The 18,471-nt window shown below is 40.0% G+C and carries 18 protein-coding genes; 8 read left to right on the top strand and 10 right to left on the bottom strand.

What is annotated here, in order from left to right:
• Window positions 1-224 precede the first annotated feature (224 nt).
• On the bottom strand, window positions 225-2,060 hold the full coding sequence (gene ftsH, locus HPT25_RS10025) for an ATP-dependent zinc metalloprotease FtsH (RefSeq protein WP_173063230.1): 1,836 nt from the start codon (window positions 2,058-2,060) through the stop codon (window positions 225-227).
• Window positions 2,061-2,340: 280 nt separating this feature from the next.
• On the opposite strand from ftsH, the gene chrB reads away from it, so the two are divergent.
• The 4 genes from chrB (at window position 2,341) to HPT25_RS10005 (ending at window position 5,368) form a co-directional block, all read left to right on the top strand.
• Window positions 2,341-2,904: a chromate efflux transporter ChrB gene (gene chrB / locus HPT25_RS10020; protein WP_173063227.1), complete on the top strand. Its 564-nt coding sequence runs from the start codon at window positions 2,341-2,343 to the stop codon at window positions 2,902-2,904.
• A 14-nt stretch (window positions 2,905-2,918) separates the two neighbouring features.
• The gene (gene chrA / locus HPT25_RS10015) at window positions 2,919-3,455 is read left to right on the top strand and encodes a chromate efflux transporter ChrA (protein WP_173063224.1); all 537 of its coding nucleotides are present in this window, start codon (window positions 2,919-2,921) and stop codon (window positions 3,453-3,455) included.
• Window positions 3,456-3,473: 18 nt separating this feature from the next.
• Window positions 3,474-4,592: a GIY-YIG nuclease family protein gene (locus HPT25_RS10010; RefSeq protein WP_217269678.1), complete on the top strand. Its 1,119-nt coding sequence runs from the start codon at window positions 3,474-3,476 to the stop codon at window positions 4,590-4,592.
• Between the two features lie 227 nt (window positions 4,593-4,819).
• Window positions 4,820-5,368: a DUF4865 family protein gene (locus tag HPT25_RS10005; protein WP_173063222.1), complete on the top strand. Its 549-nt coding sequence runs from the start codon at window positions 4,820-4,822 to the stop codon at window positions 5,366-5,368.
• 82 nt (window positions 5,369-5,450) lie between these two features.
• Here HPT25_RS10005 and HPT25_RS10000 read toward each other — a convergent pair whose 3' ends face one another.
• The 3 genes from HPT25_RS10000 to HPT25_RS09990 are packed head-to-tail and all read right to left on the bottom strand — an operon-like array spanning window position 5,451 to window position 8,079.
• The gene (locus HPT25_RS10000) at window positions 5,451-6,239 is read right to left on the bottom strand and encodes a LysR family transcriptional regulator (protein WP_173063219.1); all 789 of its coding nucleotides are present in this window, start codon (window positions 6,237-6,239) and stop codon (window positions 5,451-5,453) included.
• A 57-nt stretch (window positions 6,240-6,296) separates the two neighbouring features.
• Complete coding sequence (locus tag HPT25_RS09995; protein WP_173063216.1) at window positions 6,297-6,977, bottom strand: response regulator transcription factor; 681 nt, start codon at window positions 6,975-6,977, stop codon at window positions 6,297-6,299.
• Window positions 6,970-8,079, bottom strand: a complete 1,110-nt coding sequence (locus tag HPT25_RS09990; RefSeq protein ID WP_173063213.1) for a sensor histidine kinase — start codon at window positions 8,077-8,079, stop codon at window positions 6,970-6,972. The genes HPT25_RS09995 and HPT25_RS09990 overlap by 8 nt, the downstream gene beginning before the upstream one ends.
• Before the next feature lie 120 nt (window positions 8,080-8,199).
• Here HPT25_RS09990 and HPT25_RS09985 point away from each other — a divergent pair, with 120 nt between their 5' ends.
• Complete coding sequence (locus tag HPT25_RS09985; RefSeq protein WP_173063210.1) at window positions 8,200-8,793, top strand: nitroreductase family protein; 594 nt, start codon at window positions 8,200-8,202, stop codon at window positions 8,791-8,793.
• Window positions 8,780-9,406 (top strand): CPBP family intramembrane glutamic endopeptidase, encoded by a 627-nt coding sequence (locus HPT25_RS09980; RefSeq protein WP_173063207.1) that lies wholly within the window; start codon window positions 8,780-8,782, stop codon window positions 9,404-9,406. The genes HPT25_RS09985 and HPT25_RS09980 overlap by 14 nt, the downstream gene beginning before the upstream one ends.
• A gap of 51 nt (window positions 9,407-9,457) precedes the next feature.
• On the opposite strand, the gene HPT25_RS09975 is transcribed toward HPT25_RS09980, so the two are convergent.
• Both HPT25_RS09975 and HPT25_RS09970 read right to left on the bottom strand, forming a co-directional pair.
• Window positions 9,458-10,093: an SdpI family protein gene (locus tag HPT25_RS09975; RefSeq protein ID WP_173063204.1), complete on the bottom strand. Its 636-nt coding sequence runs from the start codon at window positions 10,091-10,093 to the stop codon at window positions 9,458-9,460.
• A gap of 1 nt (window position 10,094) precedes the next feature.
• Window positions 10,095-10,361, bottom strand: coding sequence for an autorepressor SdpR family transcription factor (locus tag HPT25_RS09970; protein WP_173063201.1), 267 nt, complete (start codon window positions 10,359-10,361; stop codon window positions 10,095-10,097).
• A gap of 226 nt (window positions 10,362-10,587) precedes the next feature.
• On the opposite strand from HPT25_RS09970, the gene HPT25_RS09965 reads away from it, so the two are divergent.
• Entirely contained in the window at window positions 10,588-11,397 is an 810-nt protein-coding gene (locus tag HPT25_RS09965) for a TrmB family transcriptional regulator (protein ID WP_173063198.1), read from the top strand.
• A 129-nt stretch (window positions 11,398-11,526) separates the two neighbouring features.
• Entirely contained in the window at window positions 11,527-12,870 is a 1,344-nt protein-coding gene (brnQ, locus tag HPT25_RS09960; protein WP_173063195.1) for a branched-chain amino acid transport system II carrier protein, read from the top strand.
• A 65-nt stretch (window positions 12,871-12,935) separates the two neighbouring features.
• On the opposite strand, the gene HPT25_RS09955 is transcribed toward brnQ, so the two are convergent.
• From HPT25_RS09955 to HPT25_RS09940, 4 genes are all read right to left on the bottom strand, one after another.
• Window positions 12,936-14,123, bottom strand: a complete 1,188-nt coding sequence (locus HPT25_RS09955) for a Ger(x)C family spore germination protein (protein ID WP_173063192.1) — start codon at window positions 14,121-14,123, stop codon at window positions 12,936-12,938.
• Complete coding sequence (locus HPT25_RS09950) at window positions 14,110-15,210, bottom strand: GerAB/ArcD/ProY family transporter (RefSeq protein ID WP_173063190.1); 1,101 nt, start codon at window positions 15,208-15,210, stop codon at window positions 14,110-14,112. The genes HPT25_RS09955 and HPT25_RS09950 overlap by 14 nt, the downstream gene beginning before the upstream one ends.
• Window positions 15,211-15,233: 23 nt before the next feature.
• Window positions 15,234-16,868: a spore germination protein gene (locus HPT25_RS09945; RefSeq protein ID WP_173071031.1), complete on the bottom strand. Its 1,635-nt coding sequence runs from the start codon at window positions 16,866-16,868 to the stop codon at window positions 15,234-15,236.
• Window positions 16,869-17,035: 167 nt separating this feature from the next.
• Entirely contained in the window at window positions 17,036-18,469 is a 1,434-nt protein-coding gene (locus HPT25_RS09940; protein WP_173063187.1) for an aldehyde dehydrogenase family protein, read from the bottom strand.
• Window positions 18,470-18,471 lie beyond the last annotated feature (2 nt).

Raw genomic sequence — 18,471 nt, 5'->3', positions numbered from 1 at the left:
GTATTTTTTTATGGAACCTAAAGCCCAATAACACACTTACAAATTCTGGATGTAAGTATAATTATTCTGTTTCCATTTTAAAAATCCTTCCACTTAACTTCAGTTAGCTCATAAGCCTTATTTCAATGCTGCCAAAATAAAAAAGCTAGGAACAAGTCCCTAGCTATTTATTCGTTATTTATTCCGCGCATTCTATACTTCATAAGCCCTTTAAATCTGTCTTCTTAAAAGTCCGTCTCCAGCTGTTTTCCTGACAAAATATCCATAAACTCTTCACCTGAAATTGTTTCTTTTTCTAACAGATATTTGGTCAATTCATGCAGTTTATCGATATTGTTTTGTAAAATTTCCTTTGCTTGGTGATGGCAGGATTTAATAATCCTTAACACCTCTGCGTCAACTTTGGAAGCTGTCTCTGCCGACACCAACAAGGTAGTATCCCCGCCTAAATACGGATTATTTACCGTTTCTAATGCCATCATATCGAATTCTTCACTCATCCCGAACCGGGTGACCATGGACCTGGCAATTTTAGTTGCCTGTTCAATATCATTAGATGCTCCCGAAGTGATCGTTTTAAAAATAATCTCTTCTGCTGCACGGCCGCCCATATAGGTCGTAATTTTATCCAGTGCCTGCTCTTTTGTCATAAGAATGGTTTCTTTTTCATCTACCTGCATGGTATAACCAAGTGCACCGGATGTTCTTGGGATGATCGTGATTTTATGAACTGGCGCCGAATGGCTTTGTTTCGCCGCCACCAATGCATGACCAATTTCATGATAAGCAATCGTTAATTTATCCTTCATGGAAATTACGGCATTTTTCCGTTGATATCCAGCAATTACTACCTCTACCGATTCTTCCAAATCATTTTGCGTGACCCGGTTTCGGCCAAACCTTACTGCTCTTAGGGCAGCTTCGTTGATAATATTGGCCAAGTCCGCTCCTGATGCTCCTGAGGTCGCTCTGGCAATTACATTAAAATCAATATCATCCGTCAGTTTTACTTTGCGGGCATGAACCCTTAATATCGATTCACGGCCAGCAAGATCAGGAAGCTCAACAGGAACACGCCGGTCAAATCTTCCCGGTCTCAAGAGGGCTTTATCAAGGGTTTCCGGTCTATTCGTTGCCGCGAGAATGACAATCCCTTTATCCGGTTCAAATCCATCCATTTCCGTTAACAGCTGATTTAACGTCTGCTCCCTCTCGTCATTTCCCCCGGCCATGCTTGAATTACGGCTTTTTCCAATAGCATCAATTTCATCAATAAAGACAATACACGGAGCTTTAGCTTTTGCCTGTTTAAATAAATCCCGAACCCTGGCTGCTCCCATTCCAACGAACATCTCAACAAATTCCGAACCAGAAATCGAGAAGAACGGAACCTTCGATTCTCCTGCAACTGCTTTTGCAAGCAAGGTTTTACCAGTCCCCGGAGGACCGACTAACAGGGCACCTTTTGGAATATTAGCACCGATATCCACATATTTCTTTGAGTTATGCAGAAAATCGACGATTTCCTGAAGCGCCTCTTTTGCTTCATCCTGACCAGCAACGTCATTAAAGGTAATGCCAGTTTCCGATTCGACATAGACTTTGGCATTGCTTTTTCCAAATGAAAAGGCATTTCCTCCTCCGCCCATCATCCGGCCCTGCATTCTCTTTGTTAACCATTGGCCAATTGCCATAAAGATCAGCAACGGAGCAACCCAAGTCCAAAAGAAATTAATCAGAGGGGAATTTTCCTTAGGAATCACCTTTGTAAACTTCACATTGGCTTTATGAAGACGATTGACTAAATCCGGGTCGTCCATCGTTCCCGTTTTGTATACAATGTCCCCGGTTTTCGGGCTAAATGTAATATAGTCATCTTCAATTTGTACATTTTTCACTTTTCCTTTATCTACCATTGATAAGAACGTTCCATAGTCTACTTCTTTAATCGAATGGCGGACAATCGCTGGAAAAAGAAACGTATTTAGAAGCATGACGACTATTAGAATCACAACATAATAATAAATCAGCGGCTTCTTCGGCGGCTTTATTTCTTTCATTCCTCTTCCTCCACGGAAAATTAAATTTTTGTTTGCCCATTACTTTATTTTCTCCCATTCCATATTAAATCATTTCAAGCGGCTTCACCAAGTTTTAAGCCTTCGCTAAAGCTTCGTTTATTTAAAAAAACAAGAGCCATTTTTAATGGGCCATATCCCCCGCTACTTATTTAAAAGGTTTTTTTGATTTAAGAATGTTAAAATGTAGCTATCTTTCCATCATTGATCAATAACATTTTTAATAAAATAACCATTAACCGTAGAATCTGGAGGAAAGTGAATGTCTGCCTATAAAGAATTGATGATGGCAATGGTTCGTACTGGAGTATTAGGTTTTGGCGGCGGACCATCTGTCATTCCTTTAATACGCTATGAGGCTGTTACACGTTATCATTGGTTAGAAGACGAAGAATTTGCTGAAATTTACGCCATTGCCAATGCGCTTCCGGGGCCGATTGCCCCTAAAATGGCGGCCTATCTGGGATACAGACTAAAAGGAGCGATTGGGGCTATTATTGGAGTGTTGGCCCATATTACACCGACCTGTATTGCAACGATCGTTCTGCTTGATCTCGTACATGTCCTTAGTTTTTCCAAAACATTTACCGATATGATTAGCGCCATGATGCCGGTAATTGCCGTCATGCTCGGGCAGATGGCATATGAGTTTGCTTTCAAAGCGTTGAAAGGATTAGGGAAAATCCTCGGTGTCCTGTTTTTGGCGCTTTCATTTATTTTGTTATACGTAGTGCCTGTGCATCCAGCCATTGTCATCCTTATTTTTCTACTCTACGGGGCGTTTCATTTTAAAATCAAAAATAAGGTCAGCCAGCGATCAAAATAAGGAGGGATTTACACATGGAACTGCTGCATCTTTTTTGGGGATTTTTTGTGGCAAATGTCTTAGGCTATGGAGGCGGGCCGGCTTCAATTCCGCTTATGTATGAGGAAGTTGTCAATCACTATAAATGGTTAAACAATGCTGATTTTTCTCAAATGCTCGCGATTGGCAATGCCCTGCCCGGCCCGATTGCCACGAATATTGCTACATATGTTGGGTATGATGTCAACGGATGGCTAGGAGTCCTTGTTGCCTTGTTTGCAACCATTTTCCCATCTGCTTTCGCTTTAATTTTATTGCTGAAAATTCTTAACCGGCATCGGCAATCGACTATCGTTAAAGGAATGACACTGTTAGTGCAGCCGGTGATTGCGATCATGATGGTAGCATTGACTTGGAAAATGGCAGCTAATTCTTTTAGCTCCATCGGACCTGTCCATTCTTTGATTATTGGAATGGTTGCTTTTATTGCCCTAATTAAGTTTAAAATTCATCCGGCATTTATGATCATTGCGGCGTTTATTTATGGCGGAGTGGTGCTGCCGCATGTGTAGAGGAGTAAGTGAAATATTATGCTTTTGGAAGCAGGAATTCCTATCAATCTAAAAGAAAAAGCTCAATCCCTTCCCACTACCCCTGGAGTCTATCTCATGAAGGATTCCCAAGGTATCATTATCTATGTCGGAAAAGCCAAAAACCTCAAGCGGCGGGTTCAATCTTATTTTCAGAACTCCAGAAATCACTCACAAAAAGTAGTCAAACTGAAGAACAATATTAAGGAATTTGATGTTATTTACACCGATACAGAATTCGAAGCCTTTATGCTCGAATGCCATCTTATTCGAGAAATAAAACCCTACTTTAATCGAAAAATGAAAAGCCCAAAAGGCTATACATTTATTGCAATTAACATGAATAGTGAATTTCCTAAGATTGAAGTGACAAATGCCCCCGCCACTGATGAAAATTGTCTTTCTTTTGGACCGTTTATCACGAAACATACAGTTGAAAAGGCCATACAGGGATTAAAAGAATTTTGTCAAATCCAATGCAGCGGGCCTTCTCAAACAAATTCACCATGTTTGAATTATTCCCTGGGGTTATGTTTTGGGATGTGTTGTAAAGATTCCGCCGTTAAAGATTACCGGGAAATTATTAGCCGCATTATCGCTTTATTAAATGGAGAGGATACGAGCCTGCTTGAGGAAATGCAGAAAAAAATGCGAAATGCAGCAGAGAATTTTGAGTTTGAAACAGCAGGAAAATATCGAAATTATATGGAATCAGTCCGTTTCCTTCTTCAAAAAGAAAAAGTCATTCATTTTACTGAGGAAAACAAAAATATTGCCATTATAGAATTTTTAACGGAACAGACTTTTAAACTTTTTCTGATCAAAAGAAACAAAATTCTTTTCAGCGAAAGATATCAATTACAATCAGATAGACTCGAGGAGCTGGCAACAGCTATTAAGTCACAGATGATCACTTATTTTAAAACAAATCAACCTCATTTTTCCCAATCAGTCAGTAAAGAGGAAATAGATGAGGCGCAAATTATTTACAGTTATCTCGAAAACGGAAATTGCCATTATATGGTGATACCCGATAATTGGCCTGACATCGATGATGATGAGCTTAATGATCAAATAACCCAATTATTTATAAAACCCAAAAAAGAACCTCCTTATTAAGCGGCCCGTCAAATAAGGAGGGCTATTTTCTAAACAGCTCAAAACAACGCCTATTTTAATAGCTCCATTTGTTTTTCAGTTTCTTTCACCCAAAGTGCTCATTACATCCAGTCCAACTTCTAATTACCTATCATTCCAACTGATATCGTCCATCAATTATACCTATTTTACATTGGCTTGAACCCGGCCTATCATAACTTATATACCATCGAAAGTGAGTGATCAGTATGATTGGCATGCAGTATAAAGTCATTTTGCCAAAAGATTATGATATGGAAATTATCAGGAAACGAGTGCAAGAAAACGGGCATAAGACAGATGGTTTTCCTGACCTTCTTTTTAAAGCGTATTTAATGACCGAGGAAGAGAAGAATGGAAATATCTACAATTCCTACGCACCTTTATACGTTTGGAATCACTCGCAAGGGATGAACCATTTTATCTTTGATGGTTTTTATGACAATATTTTAGACTCTTTTGGATGGCAGCATATTCAAATTGGTGTCTCTTACTCTATAAACCTTGATAAAAATTTCCATAAAAGTCATTATGTGATCGAGTATGCCGGAGATATAGCGGCGTCTAAATCATTGAGGAAGGTGCCATTTCATTCTGTTCATGATTTTATGGAAGATGATGAGAAATGTTTAGGAGACTTACTTGTATATAATCCAGATAAATGGAGATACAGCCACTTTCGATTTTATCAGGATCTACCAGCTATTCACCTCCCAGATCATCTTACCATCTATGAAATTCTTCATATTTCCCAATAACGATTCACGTTCGAAAGAAGTCTTCTTTATCTTGTATAAAAAGAGGGGATCATTGTTGATCGCCTCTTTTTATTTGAATGTTTCATTTAAATAGCTCTGCTGGGGGCTCTTTTCTCGATCCTCGAATGGTAAAAAAATAGATGGGCATTCTTTCTATTTCTACTTCCTCCACTCTTTCAAATTTTTCATCATCAATTGGTAAAAAGGCTACTCCCTTTCCTTCTGTAACAAATTCCGTAATAAGTGTATAAGAATCTATTTGATGCAGCTGGGTGTTAGAAAGATGATGTTCCTCCATAAATTGAATTGTATAATTTCTGAAAGGGCATTGGGGATCATGGCTGACAAAAAAGCTTTCCTTTAAATAGTCAATCTTTGATCTTCCTTTTGCTTTTAGTAAACCAATCGAAATGGATGTACTCGATACCATTTGAAACGCGGGATTGGAATAATTTTCATATGTGATCGCCATATCTACTTTTTGATTTTTTAACAATTGATTAAGCTGACGGTTATTTTCCATATATATCTGATAGTCTTTCAGATTTTCTTTGATACGGCTGCTTAAATAAGTAAACAAAATCGATTGTGTCGTCACAATCCGATAGTACTGGCCGTCCTTCTTAATTTCACTTTTTGCATCTTCTACTAGAGTGAGGACCTTCTCAGCGTAATTTAACAGAATTTCACCCGGAGGCAATAGAGAAATACCACTGCTGTTTCTTTGCAGCAGCGATGTCTCTAACTCTTGCTCTAGTTTTTTGATTCTTTCTGTTACATTCGGTTGTACATATCCCAGCTCTTTTGCAGCTTTACTAATGGAACCTTCACTTACTACCGTTTTAAATATCATAAGATCATTTATTTCCACTTATTTTAGCACCCGCTTTCGCTAAACTGGTTGAACTTTAATGATTGGAACAGGAAATTAATGGAACGAAGTAATGAGCCCCAATTTTCTTGCCAGGCGAATCGCTTCATTCCTATTTTTGACGCCAATCTTATAGTATAAGCTGGAGACATAATTCTTTACGGTGCCTTCACTTAAGAATAAAGCTTTAGCAATTTCGGAGTTGGTTTGTCCGCTGCCTATCCGTTTTAAGACTTCCAGTTCTCTTGATGTCAGAAACTCATTTTCAATTACCACGGCTTCGGACGAAGCATAGGTCCTGCTCACCTTTGCTTTAAATTGAATTTCAGGTGCATACCGCCGCCATTCCGGACTCCAGCTATCTGGATGGAACTGCTGATGGTAAACACAGCGAATCGCTTCAATTAATAGCTTGGGTGGTATTTCTTTTAAAAAACAAAAAGAAGCCCCGGCATGGAGCGCATCCAGAATCCATTCGTCATGATCAAAAGTGGTTAAAATGATGATCTTTGTTTCCGGCGAAACAATCGAGATTTGTTTCGATGCCGATACTCCATCCAGTTCCGGCATTCGCAAGTCCATTAAAACTATATCTGCCTTATTTTCCTTTAAGGCATTCACAGCCTGAAGTCCATTTGCTGCTTCCCACACTACCTCCATGTCATGTTCCAACCCTAATACAATAGCCAGACTTTCTCTTACCAATGCCTGGTCTTCTGCCATTCCGATTTTAATCATTCCATTGCCCGCCTTTAAATGGGATATGAAGCTTTATAGTTGTTCCATGATTTTGCTTACTTTCTATTTGAAACGAACCTCCGGCATCCCTTGTCAGTTCTCGAATCGATTGAACCCCTATTCCTGCATGGATCTCCTTCTGAAACCCGACTCCGTTATCACGAATGAAAAGTTGACAGCTCTGATCGGTTTCGCCCACCTCAATGCAAACCTTTGTCGCCATCCCATGCCTAATCGCATTTGTCAGTGATTCAATTATGACTCTAGCGAAGAGTTCACTTATTTCTTTTCGTCTGTGTAAAAAAAACCAGCCATCTTCTGGCAACAATAATTCTATTTGGATGTTTGTTAATTCTTTTAACCGTTCCAATGATTTTAAAGCAAAATCAATCCATTGCTCCGATGTCAGCTTGCCATCTTGAGAATTCCTAATGATGTTTCTCATTTCCTGCAATCCTGATTCTGCTGCATTTCTGGCTTTTTGAATATAGGTTTGTTTATTTGGCATAGGAACCGCTTCTGCGACATCCATTATACGGATCACGGCCGTCCAATATTGACCCATCGTATCATGCAGCTGACGGCTAATCCGGACCCGCTCCTGTTCTCGTATATGTTGTTCCCTTTCAAATTCGGATAACCCAAGTAATTGCTGTGATCGCTGACGTTCAGCCACAAGACTGCCAATCAGCGAACTGTAGGCCAATACAAATAAAAGCACTAGCAGCGGGATAAAACTATGTCCGGGAACCCACCATTCGAAAACTACAATGAGCATGCAGCATGTGATAAAAAATAGTAATCTATCACGAATGACGAGATGAATGGATGCCCGGGCCAGAGGCGATATATAAGCATAAAGAAGAACATCGCTCTGAACAGAAAAGATCCACCATGTTATGGCGATTGCTTCTATCCAAACACCATAGCCCAGTTTTTTAGTGTCTTCGTTTGGTTTTTTCCAAAAATCCCAAGTCCCCCAAGCCATTACAAGGATGGAAACAGCCCAATCCCTCCATGTTAGGGAATGGCCAAAATAAATGGTAAGTCCCAGTAATAGTAAGTAACTTACCAATCTTATCAATACAAAAAAGGTGTTCATTCACTTCACCTTACCTATGACTTTTACATGACCAAAGTTAATATCTTTATGACCTAATCCATGATTATACTAAACTCATCATAAGATAAAATGTTTATTATTGGAAGGGTGGAGAAGATATTGACTGAGTACTCAAACACATTAGCCCGTGAAATTATGGAAAGGAAGAGTATAACAAATTGGACAAAGCAAAAATGCTCCATGGATGTTTGGGAGCTATTACTGGAATCAGCTCGACGGGCGCCATCATCATGGAATCATCAGCCGGCAAGGTACATTATTCTTCAAAACGAGAGCAATATTCAAAAATTAGCAAGTGCCTTTCATCAAACGAATAAATGGGCAACACATGCAGCCGGTTTAATTGTTCAAATAGCAGATCCAGACGAGGATGACCGGGTGGCCGGAAAGGATTACTATCTGTATGATTGTGGATTGGCGATGATGAGCCTTGTCTATCAGGCCCAATTAATGGGGCTTTCCTGCCGGCAAATGATCGGCTGGGATGAAACACTTGTTAAGAGTCTATTAAACATTCCACCAAACTTTCGTGTGGTTATTATTACGGCGATAGGCTATCCCTCATCTTCGGCATTCAGTCAAACTTCCCAAGAGTTAAAGCGTACTTTAACCCAGCAGCATAAACGATATGGTATCAAGCATATTTCCTGGTGGGAACAATGGAATGGAGAACACATCCATGATGAAGACTAGGATTTATGCCCCTGCATTTTTGCTGTCGCCAGCTGCCCGAAAGAAAGTCGATACAGGAAGGTTATACACGGATGTGATGGGATTAGGCCTCGTTTATACCTTTGGCAGTTTGTTTCCGGATCCTTTACAATGGATTCTATCTATTTATACCATCATGGCGTGGGTGACAATATTGACCGTCGATCCTACCCGGCTGCCGGATGCAGCTGCAACTAAAATAAACCAGCATAAGGCATGGCGCTATCTTGGTTTATCGCTGCCATTATATGCTGGTTTAATGGGAATTTTGCTTTGGAAGACTGGATCACCTGGAGTCATGCATCCCATTTCACTTGGGAGTACTTTGGCCCTTATTATTAATGGCTGTATGCTCGAGCTGTATTTTCGAAATGTCCTGCAAGTCAAACTTCGGCAGCTTGGCCTTTCTGTTATAACAGCCATTTGTGTACAAAGCCTTGCTTTCGCGTTGCATTTTTATGTTAGCGTCCACTCTTTTTCCGTTTCAGCAGGAGCCTTCGCCCTTGGAATCATAAATGGCCTAATTGTATACAAAACACGAAGCATATCTCCCCTTTTTATCATCACAATCATCTGGTTATTCCTATTTGGGTAAAAAATTGGTGCCTGACACCCGATGCGTTACCGCTCAGGTGTCAGGCACTTTTTATATATTCTTTTTAAAAACCAGATAGGAATATAGGATTGTGGCTGCAGTTCCTATTAATAGTGCCACAAAAAACATCGTCAATCCCGCTGGCCCTATAAAGATGGAGACAAACGCCACTAGGCCCACAAGAATATACATGTATCCTCCGAATCTGTGAGTCTTTTTCCAGACATACTCTGAAGCCAGTGTCCAGGGAGTGCGAATTCCGAAAAAGTAATTATGGCGAATCTGAGACATGTAATTTCCAAGAACTAAAAACATAAGTCCAAAGAGTACTGCCAACACTTTTTGAAATGAAATAGGATAGCCAAAGGCGCTAAGTAATCCAGCAAGGTTTATACACGATATAACTATGATAATCATCAAATTGATGACGGAGAAAGCAAAGCCATGTTTCTTATATGACTCCCTTTTCGGATCAATAGCCGGTAAATAGTTTAGGAAGATGAAAAGAACGAGAGGCAGAGCACTCATCGAAACTTGTTCCACTTTTGAACCGTACTGATTTACCTCTCCATTTATTCCCCAATGAACAGGTACTCGGTTCGGCATATGCGGATAGGCGATAATATTGATCAGTAATGGAATAAAGGAAATAACTAGCGTAATATAAAAAAGCTTATTTTTTTTCATGTTATTCATCTCCGTTCCCTTTTTTGTCTAATAACCACTTAATTACATCCTGCAAGATAGTCGAGTTTAACGAATACAGGACAAACTGCCCCTGTTTATCATCAAGAACCAATCCGGCAGATTTCAGTATTTTTAAATGGTTGCTAATGGACGGTTTGCTCATCTCAAAATGATCAGCAATTTCACCGGCTGTTAAATCACGCTCTTTTAACAAATCGAGGATTTTCCTGCGAGTCGGATCTGCTAACGCCTTAAATACTTCGTTCATTTTATCCCCTTCTTTAATAATTAGTTAATTATCTAAATATATAATAGTTTAATTTCTTACGAAAGAAAAGGGGCAAATACCATCATTTTAAAATAGCTGTTTACCCAACCACTTTTTTCGCATACCTTTGGATTTTAGAATGAAACGGCAATTGACTTTTTATTAGCAAGTATATATAGTGAGTATTACTCTAACTACTAATAAAAGATTATCCATGGGAGCCAAAATGGACGATATTATTAAAGAACTACAAAAATTAGGTTTCTCGCAATATGAATGTAAAGCATATATAAATCTGCTGAAAAATTCACCTGTAACAGGATATGAAGTCAGTAAGCGATCTGGTGTGCCACGATCTATGATCTATGAAGTTCTAGGGAAGCTTTTGGATAAAGGGGCCATTTATACCGTTCCTTCTGAACCCGTGAAATACGTTCCTCTTCCGGCTGAAGAGTTAATCAAGAGATTACGTAAAAATTTTGATGAATCCTTTCATTTTCTAGAGAAAAGTTTAAATAAACTAGAAAATGAAAGGGATACGGATGTCATTTGGCGTTTGAAAAGCGACGAACATGTCATGGCTGAAATCATGGATATGATTAATAAAGCAGAAGAAGAAGTTTGGATGTCCATTTGGAATCCTCAAGCATCCTCAGTCAAGGAACTAATTGAACAACGAGTTCAGGAAGGCATCAAAGTTTTTTCCATGCTATTTGCAGATCCCGATCACAAACTTGGAGTTACCTTTCATCACAATTACATGGCACCAGAAATCACTGAAAAGCGGATGGGCGGGCGTTTAACCATTATTGTAAGGGATAATGAAGAAGTATTAATTGCTCAATTTGCCCCAAATACTACATCTTGGGCAGTAAAAACCACTGATCCTGCTCTTGTTTTAGTAGCCATTGAATATATTCGACATGATATTGCTTTCGGAGAGCTGACGAAAATAGTAGGTGAGGATAAAGTTCAATCCTTTTGGAAAAATGATCCTGATTTGTACTATGTAGTGACTGGAAAACGGTTCGAATAAAGGACCGTATTTTCTTTTTTATTTTATAGTAGTTAGATATATAACTCCTGTTAAAAAGGGGGAAAGAGAAAAAAGGAAATTTTTCTATAACACTTGACCGTATTATCACAACGAGAGGAAGCAAATTATATGAAACAAAAAATATCTTTTTCGACCTATGCAGTAATCGGAACTATGCTTTTCGGGATGTTCTTTGGTGCTGGGAATTTGATTTTCCCCATTCAATTAGGGCAGCTTGCTGGGACAAACTTTTGGCCGGCATTAATTGGCTTTTTAGTTACCGCCATTGGCCTTCCTTTTTTGGGAATTTTAGCGATTGGCCTTTCCGGAAGCAATGGACTGCGTGATTTAGCTAACAGAGTACACCCGCTTTTTAGTGCAGTCTTTGCTATCGCTCTTTACTTAACCATTGGGCCATTTTTCGCTATTCCCCGTACGGCAACTGTACCATTTGTTGTCGGTTTTGAACCATACATAAATCCAGGAAGTACCAGCTTATGGCTCGGCATTTTCAGCTTTGTTTTCTTTGCCATTGTTTACTATTTCTCTCTTAATCCCGCAAAGATTTTGGATTACATTGGAAAATACTTGACACCAGCATTCCTAATCTTTCTTTTTGTTTTAATCATTACAGCAATTGTTAAGCCTATGGGTCATTTTGGCAACCCTTCAGGAGACTATACGAATCTGGCTTTCATTACAGGTTTCAAAGAGGGTTATAATACAATGGATGCCCTGGCATCACTTGCATTTGGTATTGTAGTCATTCATGCTATTAAGGGACAAGGCATCACGAATACTAAAGATATTGCCAAAGCTACATGGAAATCTGGCGTTTTCGCAATGGCTTTAATGATGCTGATTTACGGACTTATTACGTATATGGGGGCGTCGAGTATCTCGGCTATTGGATCATTTCAGAATGGCGGCGAGATTTTTGCAGCTGTTGCCCACCACTATTACGGATCGTTCGGTACGATTTTACTGGCCATTATCATTGTACTAGCTTGTCTAAAAACAAGCATTGGACTTATTACATCATGCAGTGAATTTTTCCATCAATTTGTTCCTAAAATTAGTTATAAATCGTTTGTACTAATACTATGTATTGTCTCATTTATTATCGCCAACTTTGGGTTAAACAATATCATTCAATTCGCAGTCCCGGTATTAATGATCCTGTACCCGCTCGCTATTGTACTTATTCTATTAACCTTGTGTGCTCCATTATTTCGTTATAAACAAAGCGTTTTTGCTGTCTCCATGCTTTTAACATTCTTTGTCAGTTTCTTTGATGGTTACAGCGCACTAGCCGCTAGTTTACCAGGGACAACCGTTTCTTTATTTGATTCGATTAAAGCATTCTACACGAATTACCTACCGCTTTACAGCATCGGTCTTGGCTGGATGATTCCTGCCTTAATAGGTGCAATCATCGGCTGCTTTGGACCAAAAGGTGATAAAAAGAAATAACACAATTATATTTCGAATAGTCGGGAGCGACAGATCCCGACTATTCGAATTTAATAACTTTCCTATTATGCTTTTTTCGTCCCTTTTGTTCCAAAATCACGTATCTTCACCCTTACCTTTATATTTACCGGAATCTCACTAAATCGTTCACTCCAACCTCCCTTTACCTTTTTCCATACATGGGGATAATCAATACTCAGTCTTTTATCAAGGCCAAGCACATCCTCCTTGAATTCTTTCTGTGTTTTTGCAAGTGTCCGTTCAGCTGTCTTTTTAATCGCAATTCCTGTTGCCAGTTCTGCTCTTTTTATAAAATCTGTTTTAAAAGCGTTTCCCGGGTTCACCCAATCCTCTCTAAGTTTCCCTTCTGTCTCAATTTCAATAGTGAAGGAAATCTTACTTCCAGTCACTTTTGGCTGAATCTTACTTTTCATTTTACGTAATTCATATACAAGTTTCCCTTTACTTTTCGGATCTACCCCTTCGACGATCCCCCTTCTTCCCTTGTCCCCCTTTAACCAATTCAATCCTTCTATTTCCTTTTCTCCCAATTCCCCAATCATTTTGCCGCTTTTACCATTAATAACAGCAGCGCCATGTATTTTCATTTCCTTTTTGGAAGTGGTCACCCGTTGAACCACAAAACTTCTTTTCGAACTAAGATATCCTGAAATTTCACCTAGTTTTATTTCTGTAGCCATTCGCATTGTTTTGTTGTAATTATCGGTTGATTCCATTAGTTTCAAAGCCGGATTTGTGATGATACCTTGTTTTTCAAACACTTCTCTGGCTTTTCCTTTAGATACCACAACTCTAGTAGATCTTCTCGTTTCTGTATTCCGCAATATGAAATTTATAATGTTATTTAAATCGATCGTACGAGCCACATCCTCGCTGATGACGATGACTTTTAAATGCTCATAGCTGGGGGGGATTGCAATCCGCATCGAAATTTCCTGTAAATTATCAAAAACAAGATCCCCTTCACTTATAAGATTGAAATAATCTTTCTGTGCTCCGCCTTCTTTATTTGCTGCAGATTGTTTTGGGATAGCAAATTGATGGATCATGGACACTCTATGACCTTGTTCTGACTTATGTCCCTGTTCTTTTACTTCCTTCACGACGGGTTTGTCGAATCCTATTCCGAGCGTAATGCCAATATCCTGAATCTCCCTTCGATCCCAACACCCAGAAATGGGAATAAGAGAAAAAAGCACTAATAAAATACTCATTATCTTAGTAACTCGCAATGCCTTTCCCCCTTATCATCGCGATGATCCAAAAGTAGAACGGCATGATGCCCATAATAAATACTGATGAGTATCCGATAAAACTGCCTAAAGCAAAAACATTATCCAAATTTTCCGGATACATCGCAATTAGATAAATCACTGGTAATGATGCAAAAATGAATGTTTGATAATTTCTATTCAAGAGTTGTCCCAGCCCAAGGCTTGCGGCATAATGAAATGGAACAAAGGTGGTATACATCGTCATCACCCAAAGGATGGAAAATAAAGATTCGAACCTCTCCAACACCCCTCCCGGTACCTCGATGGACATGGCATCTTCCATCATCGGCCATGTCAGTGTTTTCAATTCATCGATGCCAAACGTTCCAATACACATTACTACGATAAGAACATACAAGGGAATAACCACACCAATTCCAATAAGTGTTGATTTTACTGCTTTTTGAGGCTCTTTCATAAAAGCAGTAAAGAGCAGCATCACTTCAAAACCACTTAAAGAAAGAGCTGATGTTTTGATCCCATTGAATATTGGCGTAATTCCATCCCCCATTACGGGACGAATATTCTCCAGCTTAAAATCCCCTAAACTAAATACAACTAAAGATAGTAGAATAAGAATAATAAAAGGAAGAAAAAGCTCAAATAGACGAGCAATTGCATTAATTCCTCCTACCATTAGGTACGTTGCTACACTCATAAAAAAAATAATAATGACTTCGATTGGAGTATTATCCAACAAGTACATGCGGATCATTTCCCCCATCGCTCGCAGCTGAAAACCAGCAGAAAGAAGAAAGTAAAATGTAAATATGCCTCCGTGAATTCGCCCTAAAAACTTTCCGACTACTATTTGACTGTATTCATAGAAGGTTTGGCCTGGAAAACGCTGACTTAGTTTAGCAACGACATACCCTGCCAGCAAGGCGATCATTCCGCTTAAAATCACAGAAATCCATCCATCGGGGCTTCCCACTTCCTGTGCTATAGTACGGGGGGAAGTAAGAATCCCCGTGCCAATTATGGTATTTGATACAACTACAGCAGCTTGTGTCACTGTGATTTGATCTTTTGGGTATGTAATCATGAATTGTATCTCACTCTCCCCATCTACTGACGTTTATGATCTTGCGATTTGTTGGTTTCCGGCCTTCGGTTCATCATTTTAAGCGGTATTCTTATAATCGAATCTTTCCAATCTTTCATACGATAGGGGACAAAAGGGGACAGGTAATTGACTCCAAAGCTTTTTAACTTTACGAGATGAGCCATAATCAAAATATAAAACATAATAATTCCGTAAAGGCCGAATACAGAGGCCACCAACATCATTCCAAAGCGAAGGATCCGAATGGCAATACCCACCCCATATTGCGGAAAGGTAAAAGACGAGATCGCGGTTAACGCCACTACAATCACCATGATTGGGCTGACAATTCCCGCTTCTACTGCTGCTTGCCCAATTACGAGACCACCGACAATGCCGACCGTCTGCCCAATTTGTTTCGGTAAGCGAAGCCCTGCTTCCCGAAGGATTTCAAGGGTAACCTCCATAATCAGCCCTTCTACGATACCGGGAAAGGGAACATCTTCCCGGCTTCCTATAATAGACATGACAAGCTTTGTTGGAATTAATCCGTGATTGTAGGATATTAAAGCAATGTAGAGGGAAGGAAGAAATAATGCCATAAAAGCAGACCCATATCGCATGATTCGTAACAGCGATGCTGGTAACCATCTCTGATAATAATCCTCCGGTGATGTCATCAGCATGGAAAAAGTAACAGGAGCGATCAGGGCGAAAGGCGTTCCATCCAGCAATAGAGCAAACTGTCCTTCCATTAAAGCACTTGCCACACGATCAGGACGCTCTGTATTTTGTATCTGCGGGAATGGGGATAAGTAATTATCCTCTATTAGCTGTTCAATATATCCTGACTCAGGGACCTCATCAATATCAATTTGCTCAATTCTCCTTTTCACTTCTTCTACCAAATCCTGATTCGTCAGTCCTTTAATATAGATAAGTGCCAGGTTGGTTTGCGAACGGCTTCCAACCGTATAATTGATTATTGTCAAATTCGGATCTTTGATTCGACGGCGAATTAGTACTGTATTTGTCCGAAGATTCTCATTAAAACCATCCCTTGGCCCACGTACAACCTCTTCGGAAATAGGTTCCTGTATTGCCCGGCTTTCTCCTCCTTGCGCTCCAAGAATAAGGACTTCTTCGTACCCGTCTATTAATAAAGCGGCACTTCCGGACAGAACTTCGGAAATGCAATCATCTAGACTGCTCACCTTTTTTACTTCTGCAATGGAAATAACTGAATCAGCAATATCTTTTGTTATCCTATCAATGCTGCCCCACACCTGTTTCACAATGTCTTGCTTGTGTAATAGCGGCTTAATTATTTGTTCTTGCAGGGTTGTTTTATCTACCAGTCCATCAACAAAAACCACAGCTGCCATTAGGTCTGAGTTGTTAATCTGAAATTGGCGAAAAGTGACATCTGAACTATGGCCGAGGATTTCCCTCAACACTTGTAGATTATTCCGGAAGTTGTCTGTGAATTTTATGGCGTTATAATCATGTATTGATCTCTGGCAGTCCTCTGAATTTCTCTTTTTTTTCTTTGGAAAATTGTAATTCTTGAGCCATTTGAATAACTTAAAACAACCGAATGGAATAAGAAAAGAAATCAGGGCACCTATCCATAAATCCGGTTCAAGAATATAAGTCATGAACCTTTGTCCCACAGCAAAAATCACCTCTACTCTGTATAACATCATGTATACTTATTATTCCTTTGCAACTAAATTTTAGTTATACTTTTCTACTTATAAACAAAAAAGGGTTTGACCCCCGGCGCTTTTCTGCATTACTGCGCCGGGAGTCAAACCCTGTTACTTTATTTTTTAATGCTGATCAGTTTCATTTCAGTCATTTCTTCGATGGCGTATTTGATACCTTCACGGCCAATTCCGCTTTCTTTCACTCCGCCGTATGGCATATGATCGACACGGAAGGTCGGAATGTCATTGATCATAACTCCGCCAACTTCAAGTTCTTCTGCCGCTCTCATGGCTGTATAGATGTCGTTCGTGTAAATACCTGCCTGGAGGCCATAGCGAGAATCATTCACATACCCAATTGCCTCATCAACCGAAGAGATTTTGTTAATCAAGACAATAGGTGCAAATACTTCCTGACAGGAAACCTTTTGTTTTGGATGAACATGAAGCAATACCGTCGGCTCTACAATATTTCCGTCTCGCCCGCCGCCAACTGCTACAACAGCACCTGATTCTCTTGCCTCTTCAATCCAAGAGATCGCACGTTCCGCATCCTTCGGATTGATGACAGCTGAAACATCTGTTTCAGGATCAAGCGGACTTCCTAATTTTAACGTTTTAGTCTGCGCGACAAACTTTTCAACGAACTCTTCATAAAGATCTTCATGGACATAGGCCCGTTGCAAAGAAATACAGACTTGGCCTGCAAAGGAGAAGGCCCCTGTTACAGTTCTTGCAATAATAGAGTCGATATCTACGCCTTTATCAACGATTAATGCCGAGTTTGAGCCAAGTTCCAATGTCACCCTTTTTAACCCGGCCTTATTGCGCAAACCGATCCCTACTGCCGGACTTCCAGTAAAGGTGATGGCTTTCACACGGTCATCTGCAACCAAGCGATCACCAACAACAGCCCCGCTTCCTGTTACAACATTTAACGCTCCCTCCGGCAAGCCTGCTTGCTGCAGCAGCTCTGCCAAAAATAAAGAAGTTAAAGGAGTTTGGGATGCAGGTTTTAAAACAATTGTGTTTCCGGAAGCAATGGCCGGCCCCACTTTATGTGCTACCAGATTCAATGGGAAGTTAAACGGCATAATGGCTGCAATGACACCAATCGGCTGACGGATGGTGAAGGAAATCCTGCCTTCTCCGCCTGGCGCTGCATCAAGCGGCAAGGTTTCCCCGTGGATGCGCCTTGCTTCTTCTGCCGCAAATTTGTAGGTCATAATTGTTCGTGCCACTTCGGCTTTTGCAGTGGTCCACGGTTTTGCTGCTTCTAATGCAAGTAATTTTGTGCACTCTTCTTCATTTTCCTTCAATAATTCTACTAATTTCTCTAGAATAGCTGCCCGCTGATGCGCTGGCATTTTGGCCATAACTGGCCGCGCCTTTTCAGCTGCTTCAATCGCCGCGTCTACATCCTGCCCATCTGCATGTGCAATTTCCGCAAGAAGTTCATTATTATAAGGGCTGTATAAAGGGCGGTACTCTTTTGCTTCGACCCATTGACCACCAATGAAAAGATGCTTTTTCAACCGTAACACTCCCATCC

The sequence above is a fragment of the Neobacillus endophyticus genome (assembly GCF_013248975.1).
GTDB lineage: Bacteria > Bacillota > Bacilli > Bacillales > Cytobacillaceae > Neobacillus > Neobacillus endophyticus.
Note: the sequence above shows the minus strand (reverse complement) of the source record. Positions and strands in the feature narration are given on the sequence as shown.

Bases quoted from the DNA above. Each gene is read 5' to 3' on its own strand.
- ftsH (WP_173063230.1), bottom strand. From the start codon at position 2,060: ATGAAAGAAATAAAGCCGCCGAAGAAGCCGCTGATTTATTATTATGTT.
- chrB (WP_173063227.1), top strand. From the start codon at position 2,341: ATGTCTGCCTATAAAGAATTGATGATGGCAATGGTTCGTACTGGAGTA.
- chrA (WP_173063224.1), top strand. From the start codon at position 2,919: ATGGAACTGCTGCATCTTTTTTGGGGATTTTTTGTGGCAAATGTCTTA.
- HPT25_RS10010 (WP_217269678.1), top strand. From the start codon at position 3,474: ATGCTTTTGGAAGCAGGAATTCCTATCAATCTAAAAGAAAAAGCTCAA.
- HPT25_RS10005 (WP_173063222.1), top strand. From the start codon at position 4,820: ATGATTGGCATGCAGTATAAAGTCATTTTGCCAAAAGATTATGATATG.
- HPT25_RS09995 (WP_173063216.1), bottom strand. From the start codon at position 6,977: ATGATTAAAATCGGAATGGCAGAAGACCAGGCATTGGTAAGAGAAAGT.
- HPT25_RS09990 (WP_173063213.1), bottom strand. From the start codon at position 8,079: ATGAACACCTTTTTTGTATTGATAAGATTGGTAAGTTACTTACTATTA.
- HPT25_RS09980 (WP_173063207.1), top strand. From the start codon at position 8,780: ATGATGAAGACTAGGATTTATGCCCCTGCATTTTTGCTGTCGCCAGCT.
- HPT25_RS09975 (WP_173063204.1), bottom strand. From the start codon at position 10,093: ATGAAAAAAAATAAGCTTTTTTATATTACGCTAGTTATTTCCTTTATT.
- HPT25_RS09970 (WP_173063201.1), bottom strand. From the start codon at position 10,361: ATGAACGAAGTATTTAAGGCGTTAGCAGATCCGACTCGCAGGAAAATC.
- HPT25_RS09965 (WP_173063198.1), top strand. From the start codon at position 10,588: ATGGACGATATTATTAAAGAACTACAAAAATTAGGTTTCTCGCAATAT.
- brnQ (WP_173063195.1), top strand. From the start codon at position 11,527: ATGAAACAAAAAATATCTTTTTCGACCTATGCAGTAATCGGAACTATG.
- HPT25_RS09950 (WP_173063190.1), bottom strand. From the start codon at position 15,210: ATGATTACATACCCAAAAGATCAAATCACAGTGACACAAGCTGCTGTA.
- HPT25_RS09945 (WP_173071031.1), bottom strand. From the start codon at position 16,868: ATGACTTATATTCTTGAACCGGATTTATGGATAGGTGCCCTGATTTCT.
- HPT25_RS09940 (WP_173063187.1), bottom strand. From the start codon at position 18,469: ATGGGAGTGTTACGGTTGAAAAAGCATCTTTTCATTGGTGGTCAATGG.